Source organism: Pseudoalteromonas sp. UBA6610 (genome assembly GCF_002433295.1).
Taxonomy (GTDB): domain Bacteria; phylum Pseudomonadota; class Gammaproteobacteria; order Enterobacterales; family Alteromonadaceae; genus Pseudoalteromonas; species Pseudoalteromonas atlantica.
Map to the genome: position 1 here is coordinate 13,857 of NZ_DJHW01000092.1, position 21,149 is coordinate 35,005.

17 protein-coding genes and 1 riboswitch are annotated in these 21,149 nt (G+C 41.3%); of the genes, 12 read left to right on the forward strand and 5 right to left on the reverse strand.

All coding sequences use genetic code 11. The features are described from left to right. The first annotated feature begins 112 nt into the window (after window positions 1-112). From B4F91_RS12265 to B4F91_RS12280, 4 genes are all read left to right on the forward strand, one after another. A complete protein-coding gene (locus tag B4F91_RS12265; RefSeq protein WP_288635794.1) occupies window positions 113-727 on the forward strand; it encodes a PQ-loop domain-containing transporter in 615 nt (204 codons plus the stop codon). 71 nt (window positions 728-798) lie between these two features. Then, window positions 799-1,623 carry a hypothetical protein gene (locus tag B4F91_RS12270; protein WP_286936859.1) on the forward strand — a complete coding sequence of 275 codons (825 nt, stop codon included), beginning with the start codon at window positions 799-801 and terminating at the stop codon, window positions 1,621-1,623. Next, complete coding sequence (locus tag B4F91_RS12275; RefSeq protein WP_004586002.1) at window positions 1,620-2,093, forward strand: pilin; 474 nt, start codon at window positions 1,620-1,622, stop codon at window positions 2,091-2,093. The genes B4F91_RS12270 and B4F91_RS12275 overlap by 4 nt, the downstream gene beginning before the upstream one ends. A 20-nt stretch (window positions 2,094-2,113) precedes the next feature. Continuing rightward, window positions 2,114-2,902, forward strand: coding sequence for a PhzF family phenazine biosynthesis protein (locus tag B4F91_RS12280; protein WP_286936856.1), 789 nt, complete (start codon window positions 2,114-2,116; stop codon window positions 2,900-2,902). Between the two features lie 42 nt (window positions 2,903-2,944). Here B4F91_RS12280 and B4F91_RS12285 read toward each other — a convergent pair whose 3' ends face one another. Further along, entirely contained in the window at window positions 2,945-5,455 is a 2,511-nt protein-coding gene (locus B4F91_RS12285; RefSeq protein ID WP_286936854.1) for a zinc-dependent metalloprotease, read from the reverse strand. 290 nt (window positions 5,456-5,745) lie between these two features. Here B4F91_RS12285 and B4F91_RS12290 point away from each other — a divergent pair, with 290 nt between their 5' ends. From B4F91_RS12290 to B4F91_RS12310, 5 genes are all read left to right on the forward strand, one after another. Continuing rightward, window positions 5,746-6,930 (forward strand): efflux RND transporter periplasmic adaptor subunit, encoded by a 1,185-nt coding sequence (locus B4F91_RS12290; RefSeq protein ID WP_138611253.1) that lies wholly within the window; start codon window positions 5,746-5,748, stop codon window positions 6,928-6,930. A gap of 11 nt (window positions 6,931-6,941) precedes the next feature. Next, window positions 6,942-10,082, forward strand: a complete 3,141-nt coding sequence (locus B4F91_RS12295; protein ID WP_064385951.1) for an efflux RND transporter permease subunit — start codon at window positions 6,942-6,944, stop codon at window positions 10,080-10,082. Window positions 10,083-10,193: 111 nt separating this feature from the next. Further along, window positions 10,194-10,276, forward strand: a riboswitch (cyclic di-GMP riboswitch). A gap of 95 nt (window positions 10,277-10,371) precedes the next feature. Continuing rightward, window positions 10,372-10,938: a chitin-binding protein gene (locus B4F91_RS12300; protein WP_256846394.1), complete on the forward strand. Its 567-nt coding sequence runs from the start codon at window positions 10,372-10,374 to the stop codon at window positions 10,936-10,938. A gap of 119 nt (window positions 10,939-11,057) precedes the next feature. Then, window positions 11,058-13,175, forward strand: a complete 2,118-nt coding sequence (locus tag B4F91_RS12305) for a S9 family peptidase (RefSeq protein WP_414704610.1) — start codon at window positions 11,058-11,060, stop codon at window positions 13,173-13,175. Window positions 13,176-13,235: 60 nt separating this feature from the next. Continuing rightward, window positions 13,236-13,634: a hypothetical protein gene (locus tag B4F91_RS12310; RefSeq protein WP_055255445.1), complete on the forward strand. Its 399-nt coding sequence runs from the start codon at window positions 13,236-13,238 to the stop codon at window positions 13,632-13,634. Window positions 13,635-13,650: 16 nt separating this feature from the next. Here B4F91_RS12310 and B4F91_RS12315 read toward each other — a convergent pair whose 3' ends face one another. Continuing rightward, on the reverse strand, window positions 13,651-14,406 hold the full coding sequence (locus B4F91_RS12315) for a LytR/AlgR family response regulator transcription factor (RefSeq protein WP_024033980.1): 756 nt from the start codon (window positions 14,404-14,406) through the stop codon (window positions 13,651-13,653). Between the two features lie 242 nt (window positions 14,407-14,648). Between B4F91_RS12315 and B4F91_RS12320 the strand changes: the two genes are divergently transcribed. Next, complete coding sequence (locus B4F91_RS12320; RefSeq protein WP_286936850.1) at window positions 14,649-17,591, forward strand: TonB-dependent receptor domain-containing protein; 2,943 nt, start codon at window positions 14,649-14,651, stop codon at window positions 17,589-17,591. A gap of 282 nt (window positions 17,592-17,873) precedes the next feature. Here the strand turns inward: B4F91_RS12320 and B4F91_RS12325 are convergent, their stop codons facing one another. Then, the gene (locus tag B4F91_RS12325; protein ID WP_096042489.1) at window positions 17,874-18,347 is read right to left on the reverse strand and encodes a Dps family protein; all 474 of its coding nucleotides are present in this window, start codon (window positions 18,345-18,347) and stop codon (window positions 17,874-17,876) included. A 346-nt stretch (window positions 18,348-18,693) separates the two neighbouring features. Here B4F91_RS12325 and B4F91_RS12330 point away from each other — a divergent pair, with 346 nt between their 5' ends. Then, a complete protein-coding gene (locus B4F91_RS12330) occupies window positions 18,694-18,903 on the forward strand; it encodes a hypothetical protein (RefSeq protein WP_024033977.1) in 210 nt (69 codons plus the stop codon). Here the strand turns inward: B4F91_RS12330 and B4F91_RS12335 are convergent. Together B4F91_RS12335 and B4F91_RS12340 are read right to left on the reverse strand one after the other, a co-directional pair. Beyond that, entirely contained in the window at window positions 18,900-19,505 is a 606-nt protein-coding gene (locus tag B4F91_RS12335) for a DUF7379 domain-containing protein (RefSeq protein WP_286936848.1), read from the reverse strand. The genes B4F91_RS12330 and B4F91_RS12335 overlap by 4 nt on opposite strands. Before the next feature lie 17 nt (window positions 19,506-19,522). After that, a complete protein-coding gene (locus B4F91_RS12340) occupies window positions 19,523-20,059 on the reverse strand; it encodes a YaeQ family protein (protein WP_286936847.1) in 537 nt (178 codons plus the stop codon). A gap of 91 nt (window positions 20,060-20,150) precedes the next feature. On the opposite strand from B4F91_RS12340, the gene ylqF reads away from it, so the two are divergent. After that, window positions 20,151-21,095, forward strand: coding sequence for a ribosome biogenesis GTPase YlqF (gene ylqF, locus B4F91_RS12345; protein ID WP_054983594.1), 945 nt, complete (start codon window positions 20,151-20,153; stop codon window positions 21,093-21,095). The last annotated feature ends 54 nt before the right edge of the window (window positions 21,096-21,149 follow it).

The window sequence follows — 21,149 nt, forward strand, 5'->3', positions numbered from 1 at the left end:
ATGTATTCATCATTACAATGCGCGCTCACTTTAAAACCCTTTTAAAAACATATGTTTATTTATTGTTTCAGGCGGGTTTTATATTAACATTTAAGTAACGAGCGAGGTTGTTTTGGCGCACTATCTACCTATTTTGTCGGCTTTTATTTTAGTTTTTAGCTTTTTACCGCTATTGAGCAAAATTAGAAAGAATCGCAGTGTGTCGGGGTTATCACTATTAATGATGACCTTTGGTTTAGCACAAAGCCTCTACTTTATTACTTACAATATTTATTTTGAACGCTACTTTATTGCTTTACCATTTTTTGTAACTGGAGCGCTAAGTGGTTTAATTTTATATTACTTTGCACGCTATAACGCCGTAAAAGTTGAACGTATACAGCTTGTGGCTATGCTTGGCTTTTCGTTATTACCTTTTTTATTGCTGTTAAATAAAAGCCTAGAAACATCAGCGGTGCTCAACGCCCTTACATACGTAGGGCTGGTAATGAGCTCAGTGCGGGTTATGCCGCAAACGTATAAAACCTTACGCAGTGGCAATATTAGCAATTTAAGCGCCCGCTACTTTAGCTTGCAGTTTGTAGCAGGTACTTGTGGCTTATTTGTAGAGCTAAGCAGTGCTATGCCCAGCACCTCGCATATTTTAATGTTTGTTATGCTACTACTTACAAATGCCGTGCAATTTGCATGTATGCAATATTATAAAATGCGCCCCGCAATGGCTTAAAAAACAATCGTCTTCTATTTATATTGTGCTAAATATGTGGCAAGTTACTTTATCAAATAAAAGGATAAAGTATGAATTGGAATCAGTTTGGCTACATTTGCCGTGTCTATAGTTCTAAAACATTAAGTGCCGCACAAAAAGAAGAGCTAACCACACAATCGTATTTAGCCGTTTATGCTAATAAATATGCAGACAGTAAATTAGCCAATTGCCTTGCAGCAAAATTTGCCCTGCAAGATGCAGGTATTTTGCAAAAACAAGCCCTGCATTATCAATGTGTACCGCAGCTAGTTAGCGGGTATAAATTTGAGCACAAAGGCATTTTTAGCTATTTAACTGCTGTTTTTTTTATTTATGTTTTTTCTTCGCTTTTATATCAGTCTTTTGTTGTTCCTACATTTGTAGAGATATATAGCAATCATATGGCTTCTTCCGCGCACACCTTAGGTGATTACTTTTCTTATTGGTATATGCCAATTATTCTATTGGTTTTACTGCAAAGCATTATTTTTATAGTAATTTTTAAAATTAAAAATGCATGCGCTTTAACCGACTCGCAGCCTTTTATTGGTTTATCAAAAGCTTTACTTCCCCGCAGTTTAATTAAGAAATACGATCGCCTAATGACAACACTTAACTTTGCGGTAAATTTCAAAGAGGATGAAAACGCCGCAATAGTCGAAACTAAACATTTGGCTAAGTGTGATTCGTTAGGCTACGAAACTCATGAAGAGTTTAAAGTGTTACTTGAGCAGCAGCTGGAACAATTTAATTTGCAGGCTAAAGGCTTTATAAATAAGCTGGTTATTCTGTATGGATTAGTCATTGTTGTGTCAATTTACTTATTTGTGAAAGCGGCTTATCAACCAATTTTTATGCTAGGAGAAGTGTTATGAAGTCAAAAGGATTTACGCTAATTGAATTGATGGTCGTAATTTCTATTATTGGTATTTTGGCGGCCGTTGCTTTACCTCAATACAGTAAATATATGCAAAAAGCTGAACTTGTTGATCCGCTTGCTATGGCCGCAGTAATTAGAGAAGACGTAACTACGTATTACATTGAAAACAGAGAGTTTCCTAAAAATAATAAACAAGCAAACGTGCCTGAAAGTAAATATTTAATAGGAAATCGAGTGACAGGTATTTCCATAGAAAACGGTGCAATTAACATTAGCTTGGGGAATAAAGCCTCGCAGCCTCTGCAAAATACAGTTTTAACTTTTAGACCCGCAGTTGTTACTAATAGCCCCACAAGTCCTATTGCATGGTTATGCGGTTTTGATGAACCTGTTGTAGGGATGCAAGCTGTGGGTGAAAATAAAACGACAGTACCTAAAGATGTATTACCTTCGGCTTGTTTATAACTAATTTAGGGGGGGAACCTATGCAACTCACCATCCATCAAATTGATGCATTTACAAGCGAGTTATTTAAAGGCAATTACGCGGCTGTGATCCCGCTTGAGTCGTGGCTTAGTGATGAGTTAATGCTTAATATTGGTGCTGAAAATAATGTTTCTGAAACTGCGTTTACTTGCCCTCAGGCAGATGGCAGTTTTGCAATACGGTGGTTTTCGCCATTAATGGAAATAGATTTTTGCGGCCACGCTACGCTCGCTGCTGCGTATGTTTTATGCGAGCAGCACAACCTTAGCCAAGTGCGCTTTAACGCCGCGGCTGTAGGGGAGCTTATTGTTAATAAAAATAGCGATGGCAGTTTTGCTATGACCTTTCCTAAACAAGCGCCAGATGAAGTACAAGCGGTACCCGATGCGCTATTGAAAGGGTTGTCTATACAACCTATTAAAGTGCTTAAAAACCGCCAAGCATATTTTGCTATATACGAAAATGCTCAACAAATTCATGATTTAACCACTGAGTCTGATTTGTTAAAAACCTTATATCCACTTGATGTGGTCGCCACAGCGAGTTCTGCTGAGTACGATATTGTGTCTCGTTATTTTTGGCCAGCAAGTGGTGGCGAAGAAGACTTTGTTACGGGCTCTATTCATACCGGCCTTGCCCCTTACTGGGCGCACCAATTAGGTAAAAATAAATTAAACGCGTATCAGGCTTCAAGCCGAGGTGGTTTTATACAATGCGAAGTAGGCGAAAATACAGTGACCTTAACCGGTAACGCTGTGCGGTATTTAAAAGGCACAATTTATTTATAAATAAACAGGCCACGTATTACGTGGCCTGTTTGATTTAGTTAATTAAGCTTCTAACGCTTTAGCTATTAAGTGATCAATATACTTTTTATGCGCTTTAGTTGCTGTATCGGCTCCCCACCCTACGCTTGTATCAGCTATTTGTGTTAATTGATAGAGCGCGGCAGTTTTTGCCAAATTGTCGTGTTTACTGGCTTTGCCTAGGCCTGCAATAGCAATAAGCTGATTTACATACTCTATTTGTAGATTGCGGCTAATAGACGTGCTCTCCTTGCTATCAACAAAAATACTGGCAGTTAGGTCGTCCATAAATTGCGTTAGGCTATATTCGTTACCGTACAGCGCGGAGTCTGAAATACGCAGCATAACAGCAGGGTGCAGCAATTGCGTAAGTACTGTTTTTTGCATGCCTAAAATCATTTTGTGCGCTTTAGGGTCTTCATTTTTACCATAATGGCTAAAACCACGACGCTGTTGCTGTAAATAGTTATACAGTGGTTGCATGCTAGTGAGTACATCTGGCGCAAATACATATTTAGCAAGTATGTTCATTGCTTGTGTTTGGCGCTCAAGCGGTACTGGAGTAAAGGGTTTATCAGCATGCTGGTCGCCCACAACTGCGCGTTCAACATATACACCACCTATTTGGCGAGAAACAATGCCCGCTTGCGAGCGGTATTGGCCAAATAAACTATTAGCTGAGGTAACCAGCTGTTGGTAAGACTCACCCTTTACTGTGGCTTTATCTTTTAGCTCAGTAAATAGCTTATTAATTAGCGCCATACGGTCGGCGCCATAGGCTGCAGGGTTTGATGAAAGGTCGCCTATCATTACGCGCGGGTCTATATGGCGACCCGGTGCGCGCATGTCGTCGGCATCGTTACCAAAGGCAAGCGCATGCTCGCTAGAGCGCGCTAATATAGTATTTAGGCGTGCGCGCTCTGCGGCTTCATCTTCAAGGGCTGTGCTGTATCCATAGTTTATAGCCCAGTCGTCATAAGGGCCTGGCTTGGTTTGAAAAATATCGCCTTGCTGCACACCAATGGGTGCTATGTTGGCCGGCGCATAATCCATCACTGAGCCTGTAACTATGCCTTGGGTTTTGGTTTTATCATGAACCTCTTTTTCATCCCACAAAATAGACGATTTCATATTGTGGTTTAAGCCTAGTGTATGGCCTACTTCATGAAGAATTAACTGAGTTAAACCTTGGCGAATCATTTCATTGTCATCAATCGAGGCACCTGTTGCTAAGCCTTTAGCAAGTAATAGGTTTTGTTGAATTTCATGGCCTAGTGAGCAATTTAAATCGCCACTTGTGTGCAGGTTTTCGCCGTGGCTCATTGTGCCTTGTGTGTAAAGCGTGTCGTAAATCCAACGGTTTTTCATAAACACAAACTCAAGCATAATGTCTGAGCCAAGTATTTCACCGGTTAGCGGGTTGGCAAGAGCCGGCCCGTAGCCACCAAATGGCGGTTTAGGTGATGATGTCCAACGTAATACGTTGTAGTTAATATCACCAGCATCCCAGGTTGCGTCATCGGGTTGTACTTTAACTTCTAGTGCGTTTTTAAAACCGGCTTTTTCAAAAGCGCTATTCCAGGTAAGTACGGCATCGCGTATTGTGTTGCGCCACTCTACTGGGGTGGTATTTTCTATCCACCAGGTAATTGGCTTTACTGGCTCAGAAAGCTCAGCACTAGGGTTTTTCTTTTGTAGGTCCCAGCGTTTAATTACATCTTCATATGGTGCCCAATCGGTCGAGGTCATTAGATCAAATTGATTGGTGAAATAGCCTATGCGCGCGTCATCTTTACGTGGTTTATAGTCGTTTTTTGGTAATGCAACAAAAGAGTGCTGCACCTTAACAGAGACATTGCGCGGGTCGCTTACTGCGCTTGTACCACGCACGGTGGGGCTGGCATTACTAAATACGTAATCTACAACCACATCTAAGTTATTTGGGTAAGGACGCTGCTTAACAATACGCGACTTTTTACTGTTTAATTTACCTACTTTAAAGCGTTTTTTAGCTTTTTTATCGGCTGGGTTTGGCGTTGGCGATACCTTGTGTAGCGCCTCACTTAAAAATAGCTTGTTGACCTTAAAGGCTATTTTTCCTTGCTCTTCTTTTTCTATTTTAATGCTGGCTAAAACGGCTTCGCTAATATTGGCATTGCTTGCTTTGGCAATGGCACTGTTTTGATCAAATTTATAGCGAGGGGTTTTGCTAACTATATCTATGCGGTCAAAGTATTTTCTAAACTCAATAAGCTTGGTTTCTCTATAGGCACCGCGATAATGCCCAGCATCAGTGACACCGTCGACTGTATGGGCAAAGTATACAAAAGGGGTATTAAGCTGCGATTCGGTGATCACCATTAAGTGCTCACCGGTTTTTGAGTCTTGGTATAAATTAAAAATACCTGAAAATTCGGTTTGTCCTTCGACCATTTCACTTAGGGTTTGTGGTTTTTTGTCTTCTTTTTTATCGCTAGCCAATGCGTGGCCGCTAAGCGCTACACTAAGTGTTAGCGCAAGGGTTGTTAATTTCATTGTAATAATCTTTTTCGCTGTTATTTATTTAGTGTGACTGTACGTAAATTAAAATTTGTTCGCACATCTTCTCGATGAAATAATAGCCTAAACCTGTAATGTGTTGATTTTAAATAGTAAAAGTTTGTAACAAAATATAATAAATGCGATGAATAGCAGGTGTTTGTTAACGGGTACACAGCTATATTTAGTTCCCAATTTTATTTGTAACAGTTGCTTACAAATGTCAGGTTAATGTTTTATTGCGCTCTGTTATTATAGTGTTAGTAGAAATATGAGGTAATTAGGATATGCAATCAAATTCACTGAGATGGGTGTTCCCATTTGTAGCATTAGCCATTGGTGTAGTGGGCTTTATGGGAATAAACGCTATTGCACAAGAAGATCAAAGTAACACAGCAGTAGATACACGCCCCACCGTGCAAGTTGAGCCTGTAGAAGCTAATAATCATCAAGTAATAATAAACAGCTATGGCGAAATAAAACCATTAGAAAATACGCAGTTGGCGGCGCAGGTGTCGGGCGAAGTAATTAGCTGGCACCCTAACTTTGTAGCGGGTGGCGTAGTTTCTCGTGGCGATACACTTATTAGCATTGAAAAAGACAACTACGAAGCAGCCGTATTGGTAGCCGAAGCCGATTTAGCGCGTGCCAAAGCGGCCTTAATTGAAGAGCAAGCGCAGGCAAAAGTAGCCGAAGACGAAGCAAAGCGTTTTCCGAGTAAGGCACGTACCGACTTGTTTTTACGTAAACCGCAGGTGCTAAGCGCCCAAGCGGCGGTTAAATCGGCGCAAGCCGCATTAAAAAGAGCGCAACGCGATTTAGAAAACTGCGATATAAAAGCACCTTACGATGCGCTTGTTATAAGTCGTAATGTGGGGGTAGGCCAGTTTGTGGCTATGGGCGCACAAGTGGCCGATTTAAATAATATAGAAACAGCAGAGGTTATTATTCCTATTGCTGGTTTTGATAGCGTATTTTTACCGGAGCGAATTAAGGGCATTAAGGCCACTATTATTCAAAAAGGTTTAAACAGTTTTACACGTGAAGGCGTGATTGACCGCGACCTAGGTATTGTAGATAACGCGACGCGCATGAGCAGCTTAGTGGTACGTATTGAAGACCCATACGGCTTAAAAACACAGCAACCGGCTATTAAATTTGGCAGCTACGTGCAGGTTAATTTTGCAGGCGCCATGCTTAATAATATTTACCGTTTGCCACAATCATTAGTTAATAACCAAACGGTGTGGATAGTTAACGAAAACCAAGAACTTGAACCGCGCAAAGTAACCGTAGTGAGAGAAGAAGGCGAGTACTTTTATATTAGCAGCGGGCTTAACGCCGATGATAAGTTGGTTACCACGTTACCTGAGTACCCACAAAAAGGCATGCAGGTTAAAGTGGCTGGCATGGGCGAGCCAAGTAACGCTAATACAAACACCGAAAGTAGCGCTGATGCGCAACAGTTGTAAGGTGTAAATTAATGAGCGAATCAATTGAAAAAAAACAAACAGGGTTAATAGCTTATTTTGCTAAAAACTCTGTTGCAGCCAACCTAATGATGGTTTTTATTATCATCATGGGGATTATTAGCTACTTAACCATTCAGCGCCAAATGTTTCCTAATGTAGAAATTAACTACATTAATGTTGAGGCAAATTACCCCGGTGCCTCACCACAAGAAATTGAAGAAAGCATTCTTATAAAAATTGAAGAATCACTAAAGGATGTGACCGAAATTAAAAAGGGCGTGTACCGCGCCTTTAGAAATGGCGGTAGAGCAAGCCTTGAAATTAACACTGATGCAGAGCTTACCGATGTACTTGATAAGGTAAAGCTGCGTGTTGATGGTATTGCAACCTTTCCTGCGGGTATGGAACCGGTCACCATAAGTCAGATTGAGTTTAGGCAAGATGTTATAGGGATGACCTTAGTTGCCGATTTGCCGCTGACAGAACTCAAACCAATTGCCAATCAAATTGAAGATGAGCTATTACAGCTATCAAACGTGTCGTTGGTAGAAAACGATGTGCCGCTTGATGAAATTGCCATTGAAATCGACCCAGACACTTTGCGCCAATACAACTTAACCCTAAGCGATGTAATGACCGCTGTGCGTAATTACTCTGCTAATTTTTCGGCGGGGCAACTAACAACAGATGCGGGGATTATTTCTGTTCGGGTTGAAAACCAGTATTACTCTGGCGATGAATTTAGACAAATTCCGGTAAAAATAGGCGAATACGGCGCTAAAGTATTGTTGCAAGACATTGCTGTTATTAAAGACCAATTTACCGAAGGCGAGCGCTACTTTAAATTTAATGGCGAAAACGCGGTGTATATGTCGGTAAAGGCAACGCAAGATCAAAACATGATCCCCGTTGCCGATTCGGTTAAAGCATTTATTGAGCAAAAAAATACCCAGCTGCCACCGGGCGTTAGGTTAGAGCCATTAATGGACATGACGTACTACCTAAATGCGCGCCTTGATATGATGAAAGCTAACTTGTTTCAAGGGGCAATATTAGTCGCTATTATGCTTTCGTTATTCTTGCGCTTTAAATTAGCGCTTTGGGTAATGATTGGCTTACCAGTGTGCTTTTTAGGCGCCATGATGCTAATGCCTTTATTTGGTATAAGCATTAATATTATTTCGTTGTTTGCTTTTATTATGGTGCTCGGGATTGTGGTAGATGACGCCATAGTAATAGGAGAGGCCGCCTATACTGAGGTTGAAAAAAGCGGAGGCGGAGTTGAAAACGTCGTCCGTGGTGCTAACCGTGTAGCAACCCCTGCTACATTTGGTGTACTAACAACCATTGCGGTGTTTGCCCCGTTTACACTTTCAAGCGGGCCAGAAAGCGCCTTCTTTTACGGTATTGCCGTAGTAGTTATGCTGTGTTTAGTATTTAGCTTAGTTGAATCAAAACTTATTTTACCGGCTCACATTGCCCACACGCACTTTTCACCTATTAAAAAAGGGGGCTGGCGCGATAGGTTTAATACCCGCTTTTTTGGCTTTGTAAATGGCCCTTATAAGCGTTTTATATCGCGTTGTGTAGATTGGCGTTGGACAGTATTGTTTGGCTTTATTGCTATGTTTTTTATAAGCATTGCGCTGATCACATCAAATAAAGTACGTACTGTACCCACTCCTAAAGTGCCGCATGATTTTCCGCAAATTCAAATAGAAATGAATGACAATGTGTCTGATTTACAAACTATTGCAGCTATTCGTGAAGTAGAAGCCATGGTGTTAAGAGTTGATGAAGAAACAGAGCGTGAATTTGGCCAAAAAATAATTCGTGATGTACTGGTATTTAACCAAGGCAGAACGGAGTCTCAGTTACTTGCGCCGTTGGTTGATGAAGACTTACGCCCTTATAACGCGTTTGAACTTTCGCGCCGCTGGCGAGAAGCCATGCCAACCATTGCCGGTATTAAATCACTCACTATTGAAGATGATGTTGGCGGCGGTGGCGGCACCGGCGAAGGCGAATTTGGTTATTTACTGTTTGGCTCAGATATAGAAACGCTTAATGCGGCAGGCCGTCGTTTTATTCAGCTATTGCAGCAACAAAAAGGCTTGTTTGATATAAGTTCAACCATTGACCCTGCTAGCAAAGAAGTGCAAATGAGCTTAAAACCTGTAGCTTACGATTTAGGGCTCGACCTTGCTAACATTGCAAATCAAGTAGGCGCTAGTTTTTATGGTGGCGAAGCACAGCGTGTAATACGTAACGGCGAAGAAGTAAGAGTAATGGTACGTTACCCTAAACTGACTCGCGAAGCGTTTTCATCGCTAAAACACACAGTAGTTACTACACCGCAAGGGCGTGAAGTACTTTTAGGTGATGTGGTTGAATTAACCGAAACGCCGGGTATTAGCTATATTCGCCGTGAGGGCGGTTATCGTACTGTTTATGTGTACGGCAGTATTGATGAAGAAGCTATAGAGCCAGGCGAAGTGGTTTCGCAAGTAAAAGAAAACTTACTGCCACAACTTAAAGAAGAATACCCAAGTGTTAAATCAGAGCTAGGTGGCGCAATAGAAGAGCAACAAGCGCAAGCTAATGAGCAGCTGCTGTTTTTTGTAGGCGGCATGATTTTAGTTTATATATTGCTTGCTGTACCACTTAAAAGTTATGCCCAGCCGCTTATTGTTATGTCGGTTATTCCGTTTAGTTTAACGGGGGCTATTTGGGGACACTTTTGGTTTGATTTAGACATTAGCTTAATGTCGGGCTTTGGTTTAATAGCCGCGGCCGGCGTAGTAATAAACGACTCGCTGGTAATGACCGACTACGTAAACCAAGTACGCCGAGAGGGTGTAAGTGTTAAAAACGCGGTAATAGAAGCCGGTTGTGCACGCTTTAGGGCAATATTATTAACTTCAATTACAACCTTTGCAGGGGTTCTGCCCATAATGTTTGAAACCAGTTTACAAGCTAAATTTGTAATCCCTATGGCAGTAGCGCTAGGCTTTGCGGTAATGTTTGCAACACTAATCACCCTTATATTGGTGCCGTGCTTGTACATTATTTTAGGCGATATTGGCGGCGTGTTTAAAATGGCTTTTCGAAAAGTATTTAGGCGAAAAGCCCCTATAAACCAAACCTCTTAAACTATTAAAAGCCAACTTTAACAAGTTGGCTTTTTAGTTATTTAGGGTTATATAAAAATCTCGGTTACATTCTTTTGTTTGAATAAGCTTTGCGCACGTTTTATAATCACTTTTTTCTGTTGGCAAATTAGTCGAAAGGCTAAGACGCAAAGTTTCCGGTCTAAGGTGTAAACTACGATAGCGGGGCTGCTGCATAATTTTTATACGGTATTGCTTGCCCTCAGTGTCGTTTTTGTGTATCCATATGATATGGATAAAATTTTGTGACTCTTAAGGTGTTACTGTGTTTATGCATACGTCGTTGGCCTGTGGAAAATGGTCAACTATAGGTTGTTTAAACCATCATACTCAATTGTTCATTGGGGATGTGGTTAGTGTAACCTTTTCAGACATGCAAGGAGTGCTTGTTGATTTATCGTTTGATTATAAAATTACCTCTTTAGAACAAGGTGAGCCTCATGCTTGGCCACGCTTAGTTGCTGAGTATATAAACGTGCATGTGCCCCTGGTAAGTGCAGGTAGAATGACCAAGCAAGGGTTGGTTGTTGGCTATCGAGATAACGAAATATTTGCCCTAGAAAGTAGCGGTATTAATAAGGCAAAGGTTGATTTTCATTGCATTGCAAAGTGCGATACCCCCGCTAAGTGCACCAACCAAGCATATGATTTTGTATACCCTAATGGGGGCGAGCAATACAACGCGGGTACTCGCGTGCTGCAGCCTAAAACCGGTTATATATACCAATGTAAGGCATGGCCATTTAGCCAATTTTGCAGAACCAATAATGATAAAGACCCAAGCTTTGAACCTGGTATCGGAAAAAGCTGGGCAATGGCCTGGACTAAGGTCACTTAGCGCTTTTAAAATAAAAACCATCTTCCCATGGGTGTAATGACAAGAATAAAATTGCAGTAATTTTAAAATTTGGACTTATACCTCAAGCCCACTCTCTATGAGTGGGCTTTTTTATTTTTATGATAAACTGCCTGCATTGTTATTTTTTATACGGTTTTGTTGTGTCTTTAAGTGAATTTTCTTCTCAATCATTAGCTCGTTTTCCTGTTGCTAAAAAGCAACCTCATCAATTAACTATGCACAATAAAACGCGCACCGATAACTACTACTGGATGCGCGATGATGAGCGCGAAAACCCAGAAATACTCGCCCATTTAGCGGCCGAAAATACATACTGCGATGAGCAACTAGCCGCAATAAAGCCACTTCAAAACAGTATTTTTGAAGAACTAAAAGGGCGCATCGTAAAAGATGACAACACGGTGCCGGTTAAAGATGGCAAGTACTGGTATCACTCAGAGGTACGTGGTGACGATGAGTATTCGCGCCATTACAGAAGCACAAGTATTAACACCGATAACAAGCAGTTACTACTTGATGTAAATGCTTTAGCTCAAAACCATGAATTTTACGAACTAGGTGAAGTCGCGCTAAGCCCATGCGAGCAATTAATGGCATACAGCGAAGATACCGAAGGGCGCAGAATTTACAGCGTACATTTTAAAAACCTGCAAACAGGTGAAATGCTCAGCGATGTTTTAGAAAACACTGAAGGGCAAATTGTTTGGGCTAACGACAATAAAACCGTATTTTACGTTAAAAAAGACTTACAAACGTTACTGGGTTTTCAGGTGTTTAGGCATGAACTAGGCACAGCGCAAAGCCAAGATGTTATGGTGTATGAAGAGCACGATAAAAGCTTTTTTATGGGCTTGGGTAAAAGCCGTGACGAGAGCCTTATTATTATAGATTTGGCCACCACCGAAACAAACGATACCTGGGTGCTTGATGCCAATAACCCGCAAGGAGAATTTAACGCATTACTACCGCGCGAAGAAGGGCATGAGTTTGATATAGATAAACACGGTGATACTTTTTACATAGTAACCAACTGGCAAGCTAAAAATTTCAGACTGATGACGGCAACAAGCGAAACGATTGCAGATAAAACGCAGTGGCAAGAGCACACCGCGCACCGTGAGCATGTATTGCTTGAAGGCGTAGAGATATTTGACGACTTTTTAGTATTAACTGAGCGCGAGCAAGGTCAAGCTCGCTTTGTTGTTATTAACCAAGCTCAAGAGCGCATGGCGCTTGAATTTAGCGACCCATGCTACTATGCCGCTGTGGCGATGAACCCCGAGCCACAGGCGCGTTCGGTACGTATTTATTATTCAAGTCTAACCACGCCTGGAACGTTGTACGATGTTGATTTAGCCACGGGCAAAAAAACATTGTTAAAACAGCAGCAAGTACTGGGCGGGTTTGATAGTGCACTTTATGCCTCTGAGCGCTTATTCGTGACAGCACGTGATGGCGTGCAAGTACCTGTTTCGTTAGTTTATAGAAAAGACACCTTTACCAAAGATGGCACTAACCCACTGTTTCAATATGGCTATGGTGCATATGGTTACACGATAGATCCGAGCTTTTCGAGTACCTCATTGAGTTTGCTAGATCGCGGTTTTGTGTATGCGATTGCACATGTTAGAGGCTCCGAAATGCTAGGACGCCATTGGTACGAGCAAGGTAAAAAAGAGCATAAACAAAATAGCTTTAGCGACTTTATTGATATTACAAAGGCTCTTGTAGAGCAAGGCTACGGTGATAAAAACAAAGTATTTGCCTCTGGCGGCAGTGCAGGTGGTTTGTTAATGGGGGCTGTATTAAACCAAGCGCCAGAGCTTTATTTAGGTGTAGGGTGTCATGTGCCATTTTTAGATGTGTTAACCACCATGCTAGATGAAAGTATTCCACTTACCACTAACGAGTATGATGAATGGGGCAACCCAAACGATGAACACTTTTATGATGTAATAGCCGCGTACTCACCGTACGATAATATTAGCGCCCAAGACTACCCGCATATTTTAGTCACCACAGGCCTGCACGACTCTCAAGTACAATATTGGGAGCCTATGAAGTGGGTAGCAAAAATGCGAGAACTCAAAACCGATAACAATATACTGGTATTTAAAACCGATATGGATGCTGGGCATGGCGGCGCATCTGGGCGTTTTAAAAGCCTTGAAGAAAAAGCCCTCGAAATGGCCTTTTTTATCGCGCTTATAAATTAACTGCAAAATACGCAAAATGTATTAAGCTTTAATGAAGCACTGATATATAAAAGGTTATTTATGTTTGGAGCACATGGAGAGTTTTATATTTGCTCTCAGCCACCCACCATGTATTTAAAGCTAATGGGTAGTTTTAATAATGAAGGAATTACTTTACTAACGAATGGCGTGGTGAACGAACTAAGTATGCACCCCAAAGGCGCGGTAAAGTGTGTTGTGGTTAATTTAGAAGAATTTGAGTTAATAACTGTAGATAGCATGGACTCGTTAGAGGCGTACTTTGCCAGCGTAAAAGAGCGTGGCTACGAACGCGTAGATTACTTATATGCAAACATTATTGCTAAAAATATGTTCGAGAAGGTCTGGAGCAACAGCGATATTGAAGTTAACTTTTATAAAGACTCAGAAAGCTACCTACATCATCACCCAGACGATGAATACATTAAAACCTACTGGTAAATAGAATTACAAGCCCCTATGCTACGGGGCTTATAATGCTTTCTAAGCAGTTTTTGTACCTTCTTGATAAATTTAACGAGATATTGTTTTTAAGCTTCACTTTATAGTCGCCGCTGTCTGTTGGCATAAGCTCTTTTATGGCATGTTTTCTAACTAGCGTGGAGCGGTGAATACGTATAAAACCTTCAGGCTCTAGCTGTTGCTCAATGTTTTTCATGGTTTCACGGTGTAAAACGGGGGCGCTGTTACCATTAAAGTGTAGCTCTACATAATTACCCGCACCGTTAATCCATACAATATCGTTAATATCTATTAAACGTACCTTTCCTACATCTTTAACAACAATATGTGCAGCAATGGGTTGCTCGTTTTCAGATGCGGCTTTAAACAAGCGCTCGGCTTGTGTGGCTAATGGGCATAAATGAATAAGCTTATCGAAGCATTTTTCAAGCCTTGAAGCGGTTGCATCGACGGTTAAAAAATCGACTGCGCCGACTTCAAACGCAAAATTAGCAAATTCAGCCGACCTAGCAATCACCACCACTTTCATTGTTTTAGCCAATTCAGTTAGGTGCACTATTTGAGTAGGATCATTTAAATTAGATAATTCGTAAAAAAGCACATTAAAACGAGAGGTATCTATTTGATCTAAACGCTGCTCGGGCAGTTGTGTTTGCGAATCAAAGTGACGGTGAGCTTGCACCTGCTGAGTTAAGAATGTTGCAAATTTGCTCGTGCTAACTCTAATTAGTGCATGAAAGTAAGTAATCATAAAAAAATCCATCTCTAGAGTGTGTAGTTATAAAGACCGTGTATTTAATAAAAAATGTTAAAAAAAATTTAATCTAATTTATAACAATCTGGGATAAGTACCTTCATCCCATATATCCTGCTGTTTGTACCTGACTAAATGCCTATTAAATAATGCGCATAGTGTCTTAAAATTATTCCACTTAATGTTGAAATGTTTGTAACCAACCAGTTACAAAAATAACATTTCAGGGACATTATAGTATGAAAAAAATAAATAACTTAGATAGTCGTACATTTAAAAAATCTTCATTGTCTTTAGCACTTAGTGCGACAGTGCTTGCTGGCTTTTCTTTTCAAGGTTTAGCCGCAGAAGAAGACGAACTAGAAAAAATAGAACGCGTGCAAGTAACGGGTTCTCGTATTCGTTCAGCCGAGGCGATGTCATCTGCACCTATACAGGTTGTAAGTGGCGAGGCAATAGATGCATCGGGTTCTTTAAACATCCAAAACCTACTGCTAGAAAACCCAGCATTTGGCTCTCCAGCTATTAGCCGTACTAACTCTAACTTTTCGACGGCAAGCGCGGGTGTAGCTACTGTTGATTTGCGTAACTTAGGTTCAAACCGTACTTTAGTACTTGTGAATGGGCGCCGTTATGTATCGGGTGTACCTGGTAGCTCGGCAGTTGATTTAAATACCATTCCTAGTCAATTTATTGAGCGCGTGGAAATTATGACCGGTGGCGCATCATCAGTATATGGTTCTGATGCGGTTGCAGGTGTAGTTAACTTTGTACTAAAAGATGACTTTGAAGGCGTAGAATTTGAAGGCCAATACGGCGAATCAAGCGAAGGCGATGATGAATCACGCCAGTTTTCTTTTACCTCGGGTTTAACTACGGGTGATGGCAAAGGTCAAGCCATGTTCCACTTAGGCTACTCAGACCAAGGTGCTGTGTTTTCGCGCGATCGTGAGCGCTCTGCAGTAGACCAATTTTCAGGTATTTATTTTGAAGACGATCCGGCGGCAAACCCGGGTTCTATTTTTGAAGCCGTTAATCCGTTTTTCTCATCATTTCCGCCACAAGGGCGTTTTGATGCAGGCGATACACGCTTTACTTACGATCCAAACAACAACTTACAAGACTCGTTTAGCACCAATGGCGGTGACGGTATAGATGCCAACGGCTTTAACCGAAGCGGCGTACGTACCATTGCTATACCAACAGAGCGCTACTTATTTGCCTCAAATGGTAGTTACGAGCTAACAGATAAACACAGCTTCTTTTTTGAAGGGACGTACGCATCTAGTACCACTATTTCAGAGTTAGAGCCTTTTCCGTTTGCCTCAGATGACATTTATGCCAATGGCCGCGTGCCAATTGAGTTTGACGTAAATGGCGAAATGCTCAGAAATGCCTTTGTGCCAGATGATATCTACAATGCAGCAACAGACACCGACGGTGATGGTGCTAGAGATATCTTTTTTGCAAAACGCTTAAGTGATGTAGGTAACCGTGGTGCCCGTGCAGAGCGTGATACATTCCGCTTAGCTGTGGGCTTTCAGGGTGAGATTAACGACAGCTGGTTTTACGATACCTACTATGTGTACGGTAAAACGAAAGAGTCGCAAGTATCAGGTGGCTTAGTAAATGTACAAAGCTTTCGCCAAGGTTTAGAGGCGGTAATTGATAGCCAAGATTTAGATGCGGATGGCATTACCGATGAAGCGATTTGTATTGATGCAACAGCGCGTGGCTTTAATTGTGCGCCAGTAAACATTTACGGATTTAATTCACTATCGCAAGGTGCAATTGATTTTGTAAGTGCGCCAAGTACGCTTTCTACGTCGGTAGAGCAAGAAATTATTGGCGGTAATGTCTCAGGTGATTTATTTGAGCTGCCTGCGGGTATGGTAGGTATTGCGGCTGGTTTTGAATACCGCGAAGAGTTTTCTCGCAGTGAATTTGATGCCCTACAGCAAGCAGGCTTAAATGCCGGTAATGCAATTCCTGCAACCGAAGGTTCTTTTGATGTAACTGAATACTATGTTGAGGCTAACATTCCTGTGCTGGATGCGGTAACAATGAACGCCGCAGTCCGTTTATCTGACTACTCAACAGTAGGTAATACAGAAAGCTGGAACGTAGGTGTTGATTGGGAAGTGATGGATAGCTTACGCCTTCGTGCTACCCGTGCTCGTTCTACACGTGCGCCTAATATTGATGAGTTATTTTCACCGCCTTCGCAAACATTCCCAAGTGGTTTAAACGATCCATGTATAGGTGTTACAAACAGTGGCGGTGGCGCTGTAGGTGATGCGTGTCGTGCCGATGCGGGTGTTGCAAATAATATTGCATCAAACGGTGAGTTTACCCTTAACCAGTCTGATTTACAGGGTATTAGTGGTTTTAACCGTGGTAACCCAGACTTAAAAGAAGAAGTGGGCGACTCTGTGACTGTGGGTGTGGTATTTACCCCAGAGGAGCTAATTTCGGGCCTTGACGTTACCCTTGATTACTTTGATATAGAAATCACAGATGCGATTGTATCTACACCGCGCCAATTTATTTTAGACCAATGTTATGGCGGTGGTGACGATAGCTTCTGTAGCTTTATAACTCGTCGTAGCGGCCCTTCTGGTAATAATAGCGCAGGGTCACTTGAGTTTATTGACAGTGGTGTATCAAATAGTGGTGGTTTAGGAACTGAAGGTGTTGATTTAACACTAACTTACTCTGCCGATATTGGCCCAGGCGCATTTAGAACTCGCCTTGCATACACTTACTTGATTGACGGTTACACTATTCCGTTACCGGGTGCGGATAAAGATGAGTTTGCTGGTGAAATTGGCGCATCTGAACACAAAGCTAACTGGAACTTAGGCTATAAGCTTGATGACTTTGATTTTAACTGGAGCATGACCTACATAGGGGCTGCTGACTTTGATGATCAATTCTTAAGTGGCTTTGGTATACCTGCTGGCGGCGTGGGTATTGGCTCAGTAACCTACCACGATGTACAAGCAAGCTATCATATAAGTGACGCGGTAGAGCTATACGCCGGCGCTAACAATTTATTTGATAAAGAGCCTCCACGTATACTTTCAGGTGTAAGTGGCTCAAGCACAGGTACTGAAACCGACGCAGGTACGTATGACTCAATCGGACAAACCTTCTATATTGGTTTTAGAAGTAAATTTTAAGCAGTTAATACTGCACAATTGTCGTTTTTCCAGCTTCACTTAATTAAGGAGCTGGTATTAACAAAAGCCCCAGCCGTTGCTGGGGCTTTTTATTGCAAGCGCGAAAAGGGTGGGCTAGTTTGCTTTAAAATTATTTATGCTCCGCTTAAACCAAAAACAACGCCACTGGTAACAGTGGCGTTGTTTAGTCAATAGGGGGCGCTAATATAGTATCCGAATCGCAAAGAAATTTACGATTCTCCCTATTTGTAGCCCTCCCCTTTTGAGGGCTTATTTTTTAGCTTAGTCTAAGTACGCTTTTAACATCCATACTAGTTTTTCTTGCTCTGAAATATAATCACCCATTAATGACGCTGTACCTTCATCATCTGCATCGCCTGCTTGAGTTAGTATTTCACGTTGCATTTTAATTAGTGTGCTGTAGCCAGCTAATAGGTTTTCTACGGCTGCGGTACCATCGCTAATGTTTTTAGCTTCTTTAATTTCACTTACTTCTAAGTAATCAGAAAACGCATGTAGTGGCGCGCCATCTAACGTTAAAATACGTTCAGCAATTTCATCTACTTTTTCAAGCAGAAGATTGTAAATCTCTTCAAATTTAATGTGTAATTCAAAAAAGTTACGGCCTTTAATATTCCAATGAAAACCGCGCGCATTCATGTATTGAATTTGGTAGCTGCTCAATAATGTATTGAGTGACTTAACAATGTCTTCGCTTTTTGCGCTGTTTAAACCAATTGCATTTACCTGTGACATACCTTGCTCCTTGATGAACCGTTTATTTATGAACTGATGATCATTATTGCTCAGTGCTATTAATTAGTAAAATTGTTTAAACCAGTCAATGCAATAGGTTTTAACTATTAATAACGTGCAGCGCAATAAATCACTCATACATTATAGATGGGTTGAATTTATTAAAATTCTACCCCTTAACAATAAAAAAAAGACAAAACATGGATAAATTATGATCTAAAACAAGTTTTCTACAAGGTTGAATATTGGCTATTTGATGTATTGATCTAAATCAGTAAATGCTTATGGCTGTAGCGCATAATTCACTCAAGCAAAATAAATATCTTAAATTTATTGGAGAGCGATTATGGATGCAAAAACAGTAAAACAAAATAAAGCAGAGTTAATAGTGGTAGGTATAGCCGTTATAGCATTTGTATTGGGGCTGGTGGCGCATTTAGCAGGCGCAAGTTTTGCCAATGCCGACACGTTTGGCTACATTGCCGCACCCATGCCACTTATTTTAGGGGTGATATTTTTAATCAGTTATAAAATAGCAGAGGCGGGCGAAGACTAGGTTGCTTCGTTAAGGCACTTAATAATGTATTCAAGCACTTGGCGAGAGTAAATCATACTGGTATGGCTTAAATGAAATACTTTATGCTCAGCCATGCCTTTAAGCTTGGTTTCGTCTAGTAAAACGGTGCCATCGGACTGACTGCCTTTGACAATTAACGGCATTAAACCAATGGGCAAATCGCCAGCAATACTGTAAAGCTTGGCCTTAAACGGCCAGTTACCATTTTTAGTGAGTAAAAACTCGACGCTGTTTTTTAAAAAGGTTTCAAACCCTTTTTGCTTCATCTTTTGCGCTATGTGGCTGCCTTGATGGGGTGTGCCAAGCGTAATCACTTTAGTGACATGGTGACTCGCTGGCGTGCCTGCCTCTAAGTAGGCGCGGGCAATTAATCCGCCCATAGAGTGACATACTAATGCAGAGGGCTCATCACCAATAAACTCATCAATTTGTTTAAATATGGTGCTTAAGTTAGGGTCGAGCGTATTGTAAGTGAGATTCAGTACTTTAACTCCAGACTGTTCAAGACGAGAGCAGAGCGGGCGCATAACAAAGCCCGACATATAAAGGCCGTGTAATACAATAACGTGGTTTATTTTCATACGCCCTTACCTACAATTTACATTAACTGTTGTGGTTTTATTTCGATATTAGCTGTATCAGAGCTGACCCACACATCACCATCTTGAACGGTAATGGTAAGTTTTATATTGCGGTCAGCTAAATCTGCAAGTGCCTGAGTAGCGGCGTAATCAAGGCTAAAAATACTTAAGTTTTTAAAATCGTACAACTTAGGTTGATGTTTTTGCCACCAAATAGCTTGGTTGTTTTCGCCATAGGTATAAAGCAACACTTTTTTAGCTTTATTGCAGGCTTTTTTAAGACGCTTTTCATCTGGCAGGCCCAGCTCAACCCACAGCTCTATCTCTTCACTGTAGTTTACATGCCAAAGCTCAGGTTCATCGTCGGCACTTAAGCCTTTGGTAAATTCTAAGCCATCACAACTATTTAGCGCATAGGCTAATAAGCGAATCATCAAGCGTTGCTCGGTTTCAGAGGGATGCTGTGCCAACGTTAAATTAAAATCTTGGTACACGTGACGGTCCATATCGCTTAACGATAATTGCGCTTTAATAATGGTAGATTTAAGAGCCATAATATCTAATCTAAAAAAATTTGCGCCAGTATAGCGCAATTAAATGAATTGCCAGTTAAAATAGCGTCAAATTATATGTTAGGAGTTAAAAATGGCTATCCAGTGGTTCCCTGGGCACATGAATAAAGCCCGTAATGAGATTAAAGAAATAATGCCGCAAATGGATGTGATCATTGAAGTGCTTGATGCACGCATTCCTTACAGTAGTGAAAACCCTATGGTAACTACGCTTCGTGAAGGCAAGCCGGTCATCAAAATTTTAAATAAGGCGGATTTAGCCGACCCTAAAATGACCCAAGCGTGGAAAGACTATTTTGAGCAAGAAAGTGGCGTAAAAGCGATTGCGTTTGGCCATGATAAAGCCGCTGAGGTGCACCGCATTAATGAGCTTTGTAAAAAATTGGTGCCACACAAAGTGGGCGCCGATAAGCAAATTAAAGCCATGATCATGGGTATTCCAAATGTGGGCAAATCAACGTTAATTAACGTATTAGCTGGGCGCATAGTTGCAAAAACGGGTAACGAGCCTGCGGTAACAAAAGCGCAGCAACGTATTAAGCTTGAAGACGGCATTATGCTTTACGACACACCAGGTATGCTGTGGCCTAAAGTAGAAAACGAGAACTCGGGTTATCGTTTAGGTGCCACCGGTGCAATACGTGATACAGCGCTTGAATACGAAGATGTGGCAAGTTATACCGCAGAGTATTTATTAAAAGCCTACCCAGAGCTTTTAAAAGCACGCTATAAAATAGATGAACTGCCAGAAAGTGACTGGGAGTTTGTAGAAATGGCCGGTAAAAAGCGTGGCTGTATTCGTGGCGGTAACCAAATAGACACCTATAAAATGTCTGAAATACTGATTAACGAATTACGTGATGGGATTATCGGCCGTATTACCATGGAAACCCCAGCCATGCGTGAAGAAGAAGAAATTATGGTAGCTGGCTTACGCGCCGCTGCAGAGGCCAAAAAAGCCGCTAAAGAAGAAGAGAAAAAACAGCGCCGTGCACGTGCACGTAAAAACCGCCGTTAATATGTGAATTTATGTGAGTATGTTACTTACTAAATTACAGACATAAAAAAAGCC

Excerpts from the sequence above, each read along its gene's own strand:
- B4F91_RS12310 (WP_055255445.1), top strand. The coding sequence starts at position 13,236 with ATGTTTGGAGCACATGGAGAGTTTTATATTTGCTCTCAGCCACCCACC.
- B4F91_RS12325 (WP_096042489.1), bottom strand. The coding sequence starts at position 18,347 with ATGTCACAGGTAAATGCAATTGGTTTAAACAGCGCAAAAAGCGAAGAC.
- B4F91_RS12340 (WP_286936847.1), bottom strand. The coding sequence starts at position 20,059 with ATGGCTCTTAAATCTACCATTATTAAAGCGCAATTATCGTTAAGCGAT.
- B4F91_RS12280 (WP_286936856.1), top strand. The coding sequence starts at position 2,114 with ATGCAACTCACCATCCATCAAATTGATGCATTTACAAGCGAGTTATTT.
- ylqF (WP_054983594.1), top strand. The coding sequence starts at position 20,151 with ATGGCTATCCAGTGGTTCCCTGGGCACATGAATAAAGCCCGTAATGAG.
- B4F91_RS12275 (WP_004586002.1), top strand. The coding sequence starts at position 1,620 with ATGAAGTCAAAAGGATTTACGCTAATTGAATTGATGGTCGTAATTTCT.
- B4F91_RS12285 (WP_286936854.1), bottom strand. The coding sequence starts at position 5,455 with ATGAAATTAACAACCCTTGCGCTAACACTTAGTGTAGCGCTTAGCGGC.
- B4F91_RS12335 (WP_286936848.1), bottom strand. The coding sequence starts at position 19,505 with ATGAAAATAAACCACGTTATTGTATTACACGGCCTTTATATGTCGGGC.
- B4F91_RS12315 (WP_024033980.1), bottom strand. The coding sequence starts at position 14,406 with ATGATTACTTACTTTCATGCACTAATTAGAGTTAGCACGAGCAAATTT.
- B4F91_RS12270 (WP_286936859.1), top strand. The coding sequence starts at position 799 with ATGAATTGGAATCAGTTTGGCTACATTTGCCGTGTCTATAGTTCTAAA.
- B4F91_RS12300 (WP_256846394.1), top strand. The coding sequence starts at position 10,372 with ATGCATACGTCGTTGGCCTGTGGAAAATGGTCAACTATAGGTTGTTTA.
- B4F91_RS12290 (WP_138611253.1), top strand. The coding sequence starts at position 5,746 with ATGCAATCAAATTCACTGAGATGGGTGTTCCCATTTGTAGCATTAGCC.
- B4F91_RS12330 (WP_024033977.1), top strand. The coding sequence starts at position 18,694 with ATGGATGCAAAAACAGTAAAACAAAATAAAGCAGAGTTAATAGTGGTA.
- B4F91_RS12305 (WP_414704610.1), top strand. The coding sequence starts at position 11,058 with ATGATAAACTGCCTGCATTGTTATTTTTTATACGGTTTTGTTGTGTCT.
- B4F91_RS12320 (WP_286936850.1), top strand. The coding sequence starts at position 14,649 with ATGAAAAAAATAAATAACTTAGATAGTCGTACATTTAAAAAATCTTCA.
- B4F91_RS12295 (WP_064385951.1), top strand. The coding sequence starts at position 6,942 with ATGAGCGAATCAATTGAAAAAAAACAAACAGGGTTAATAGCTTATTTT.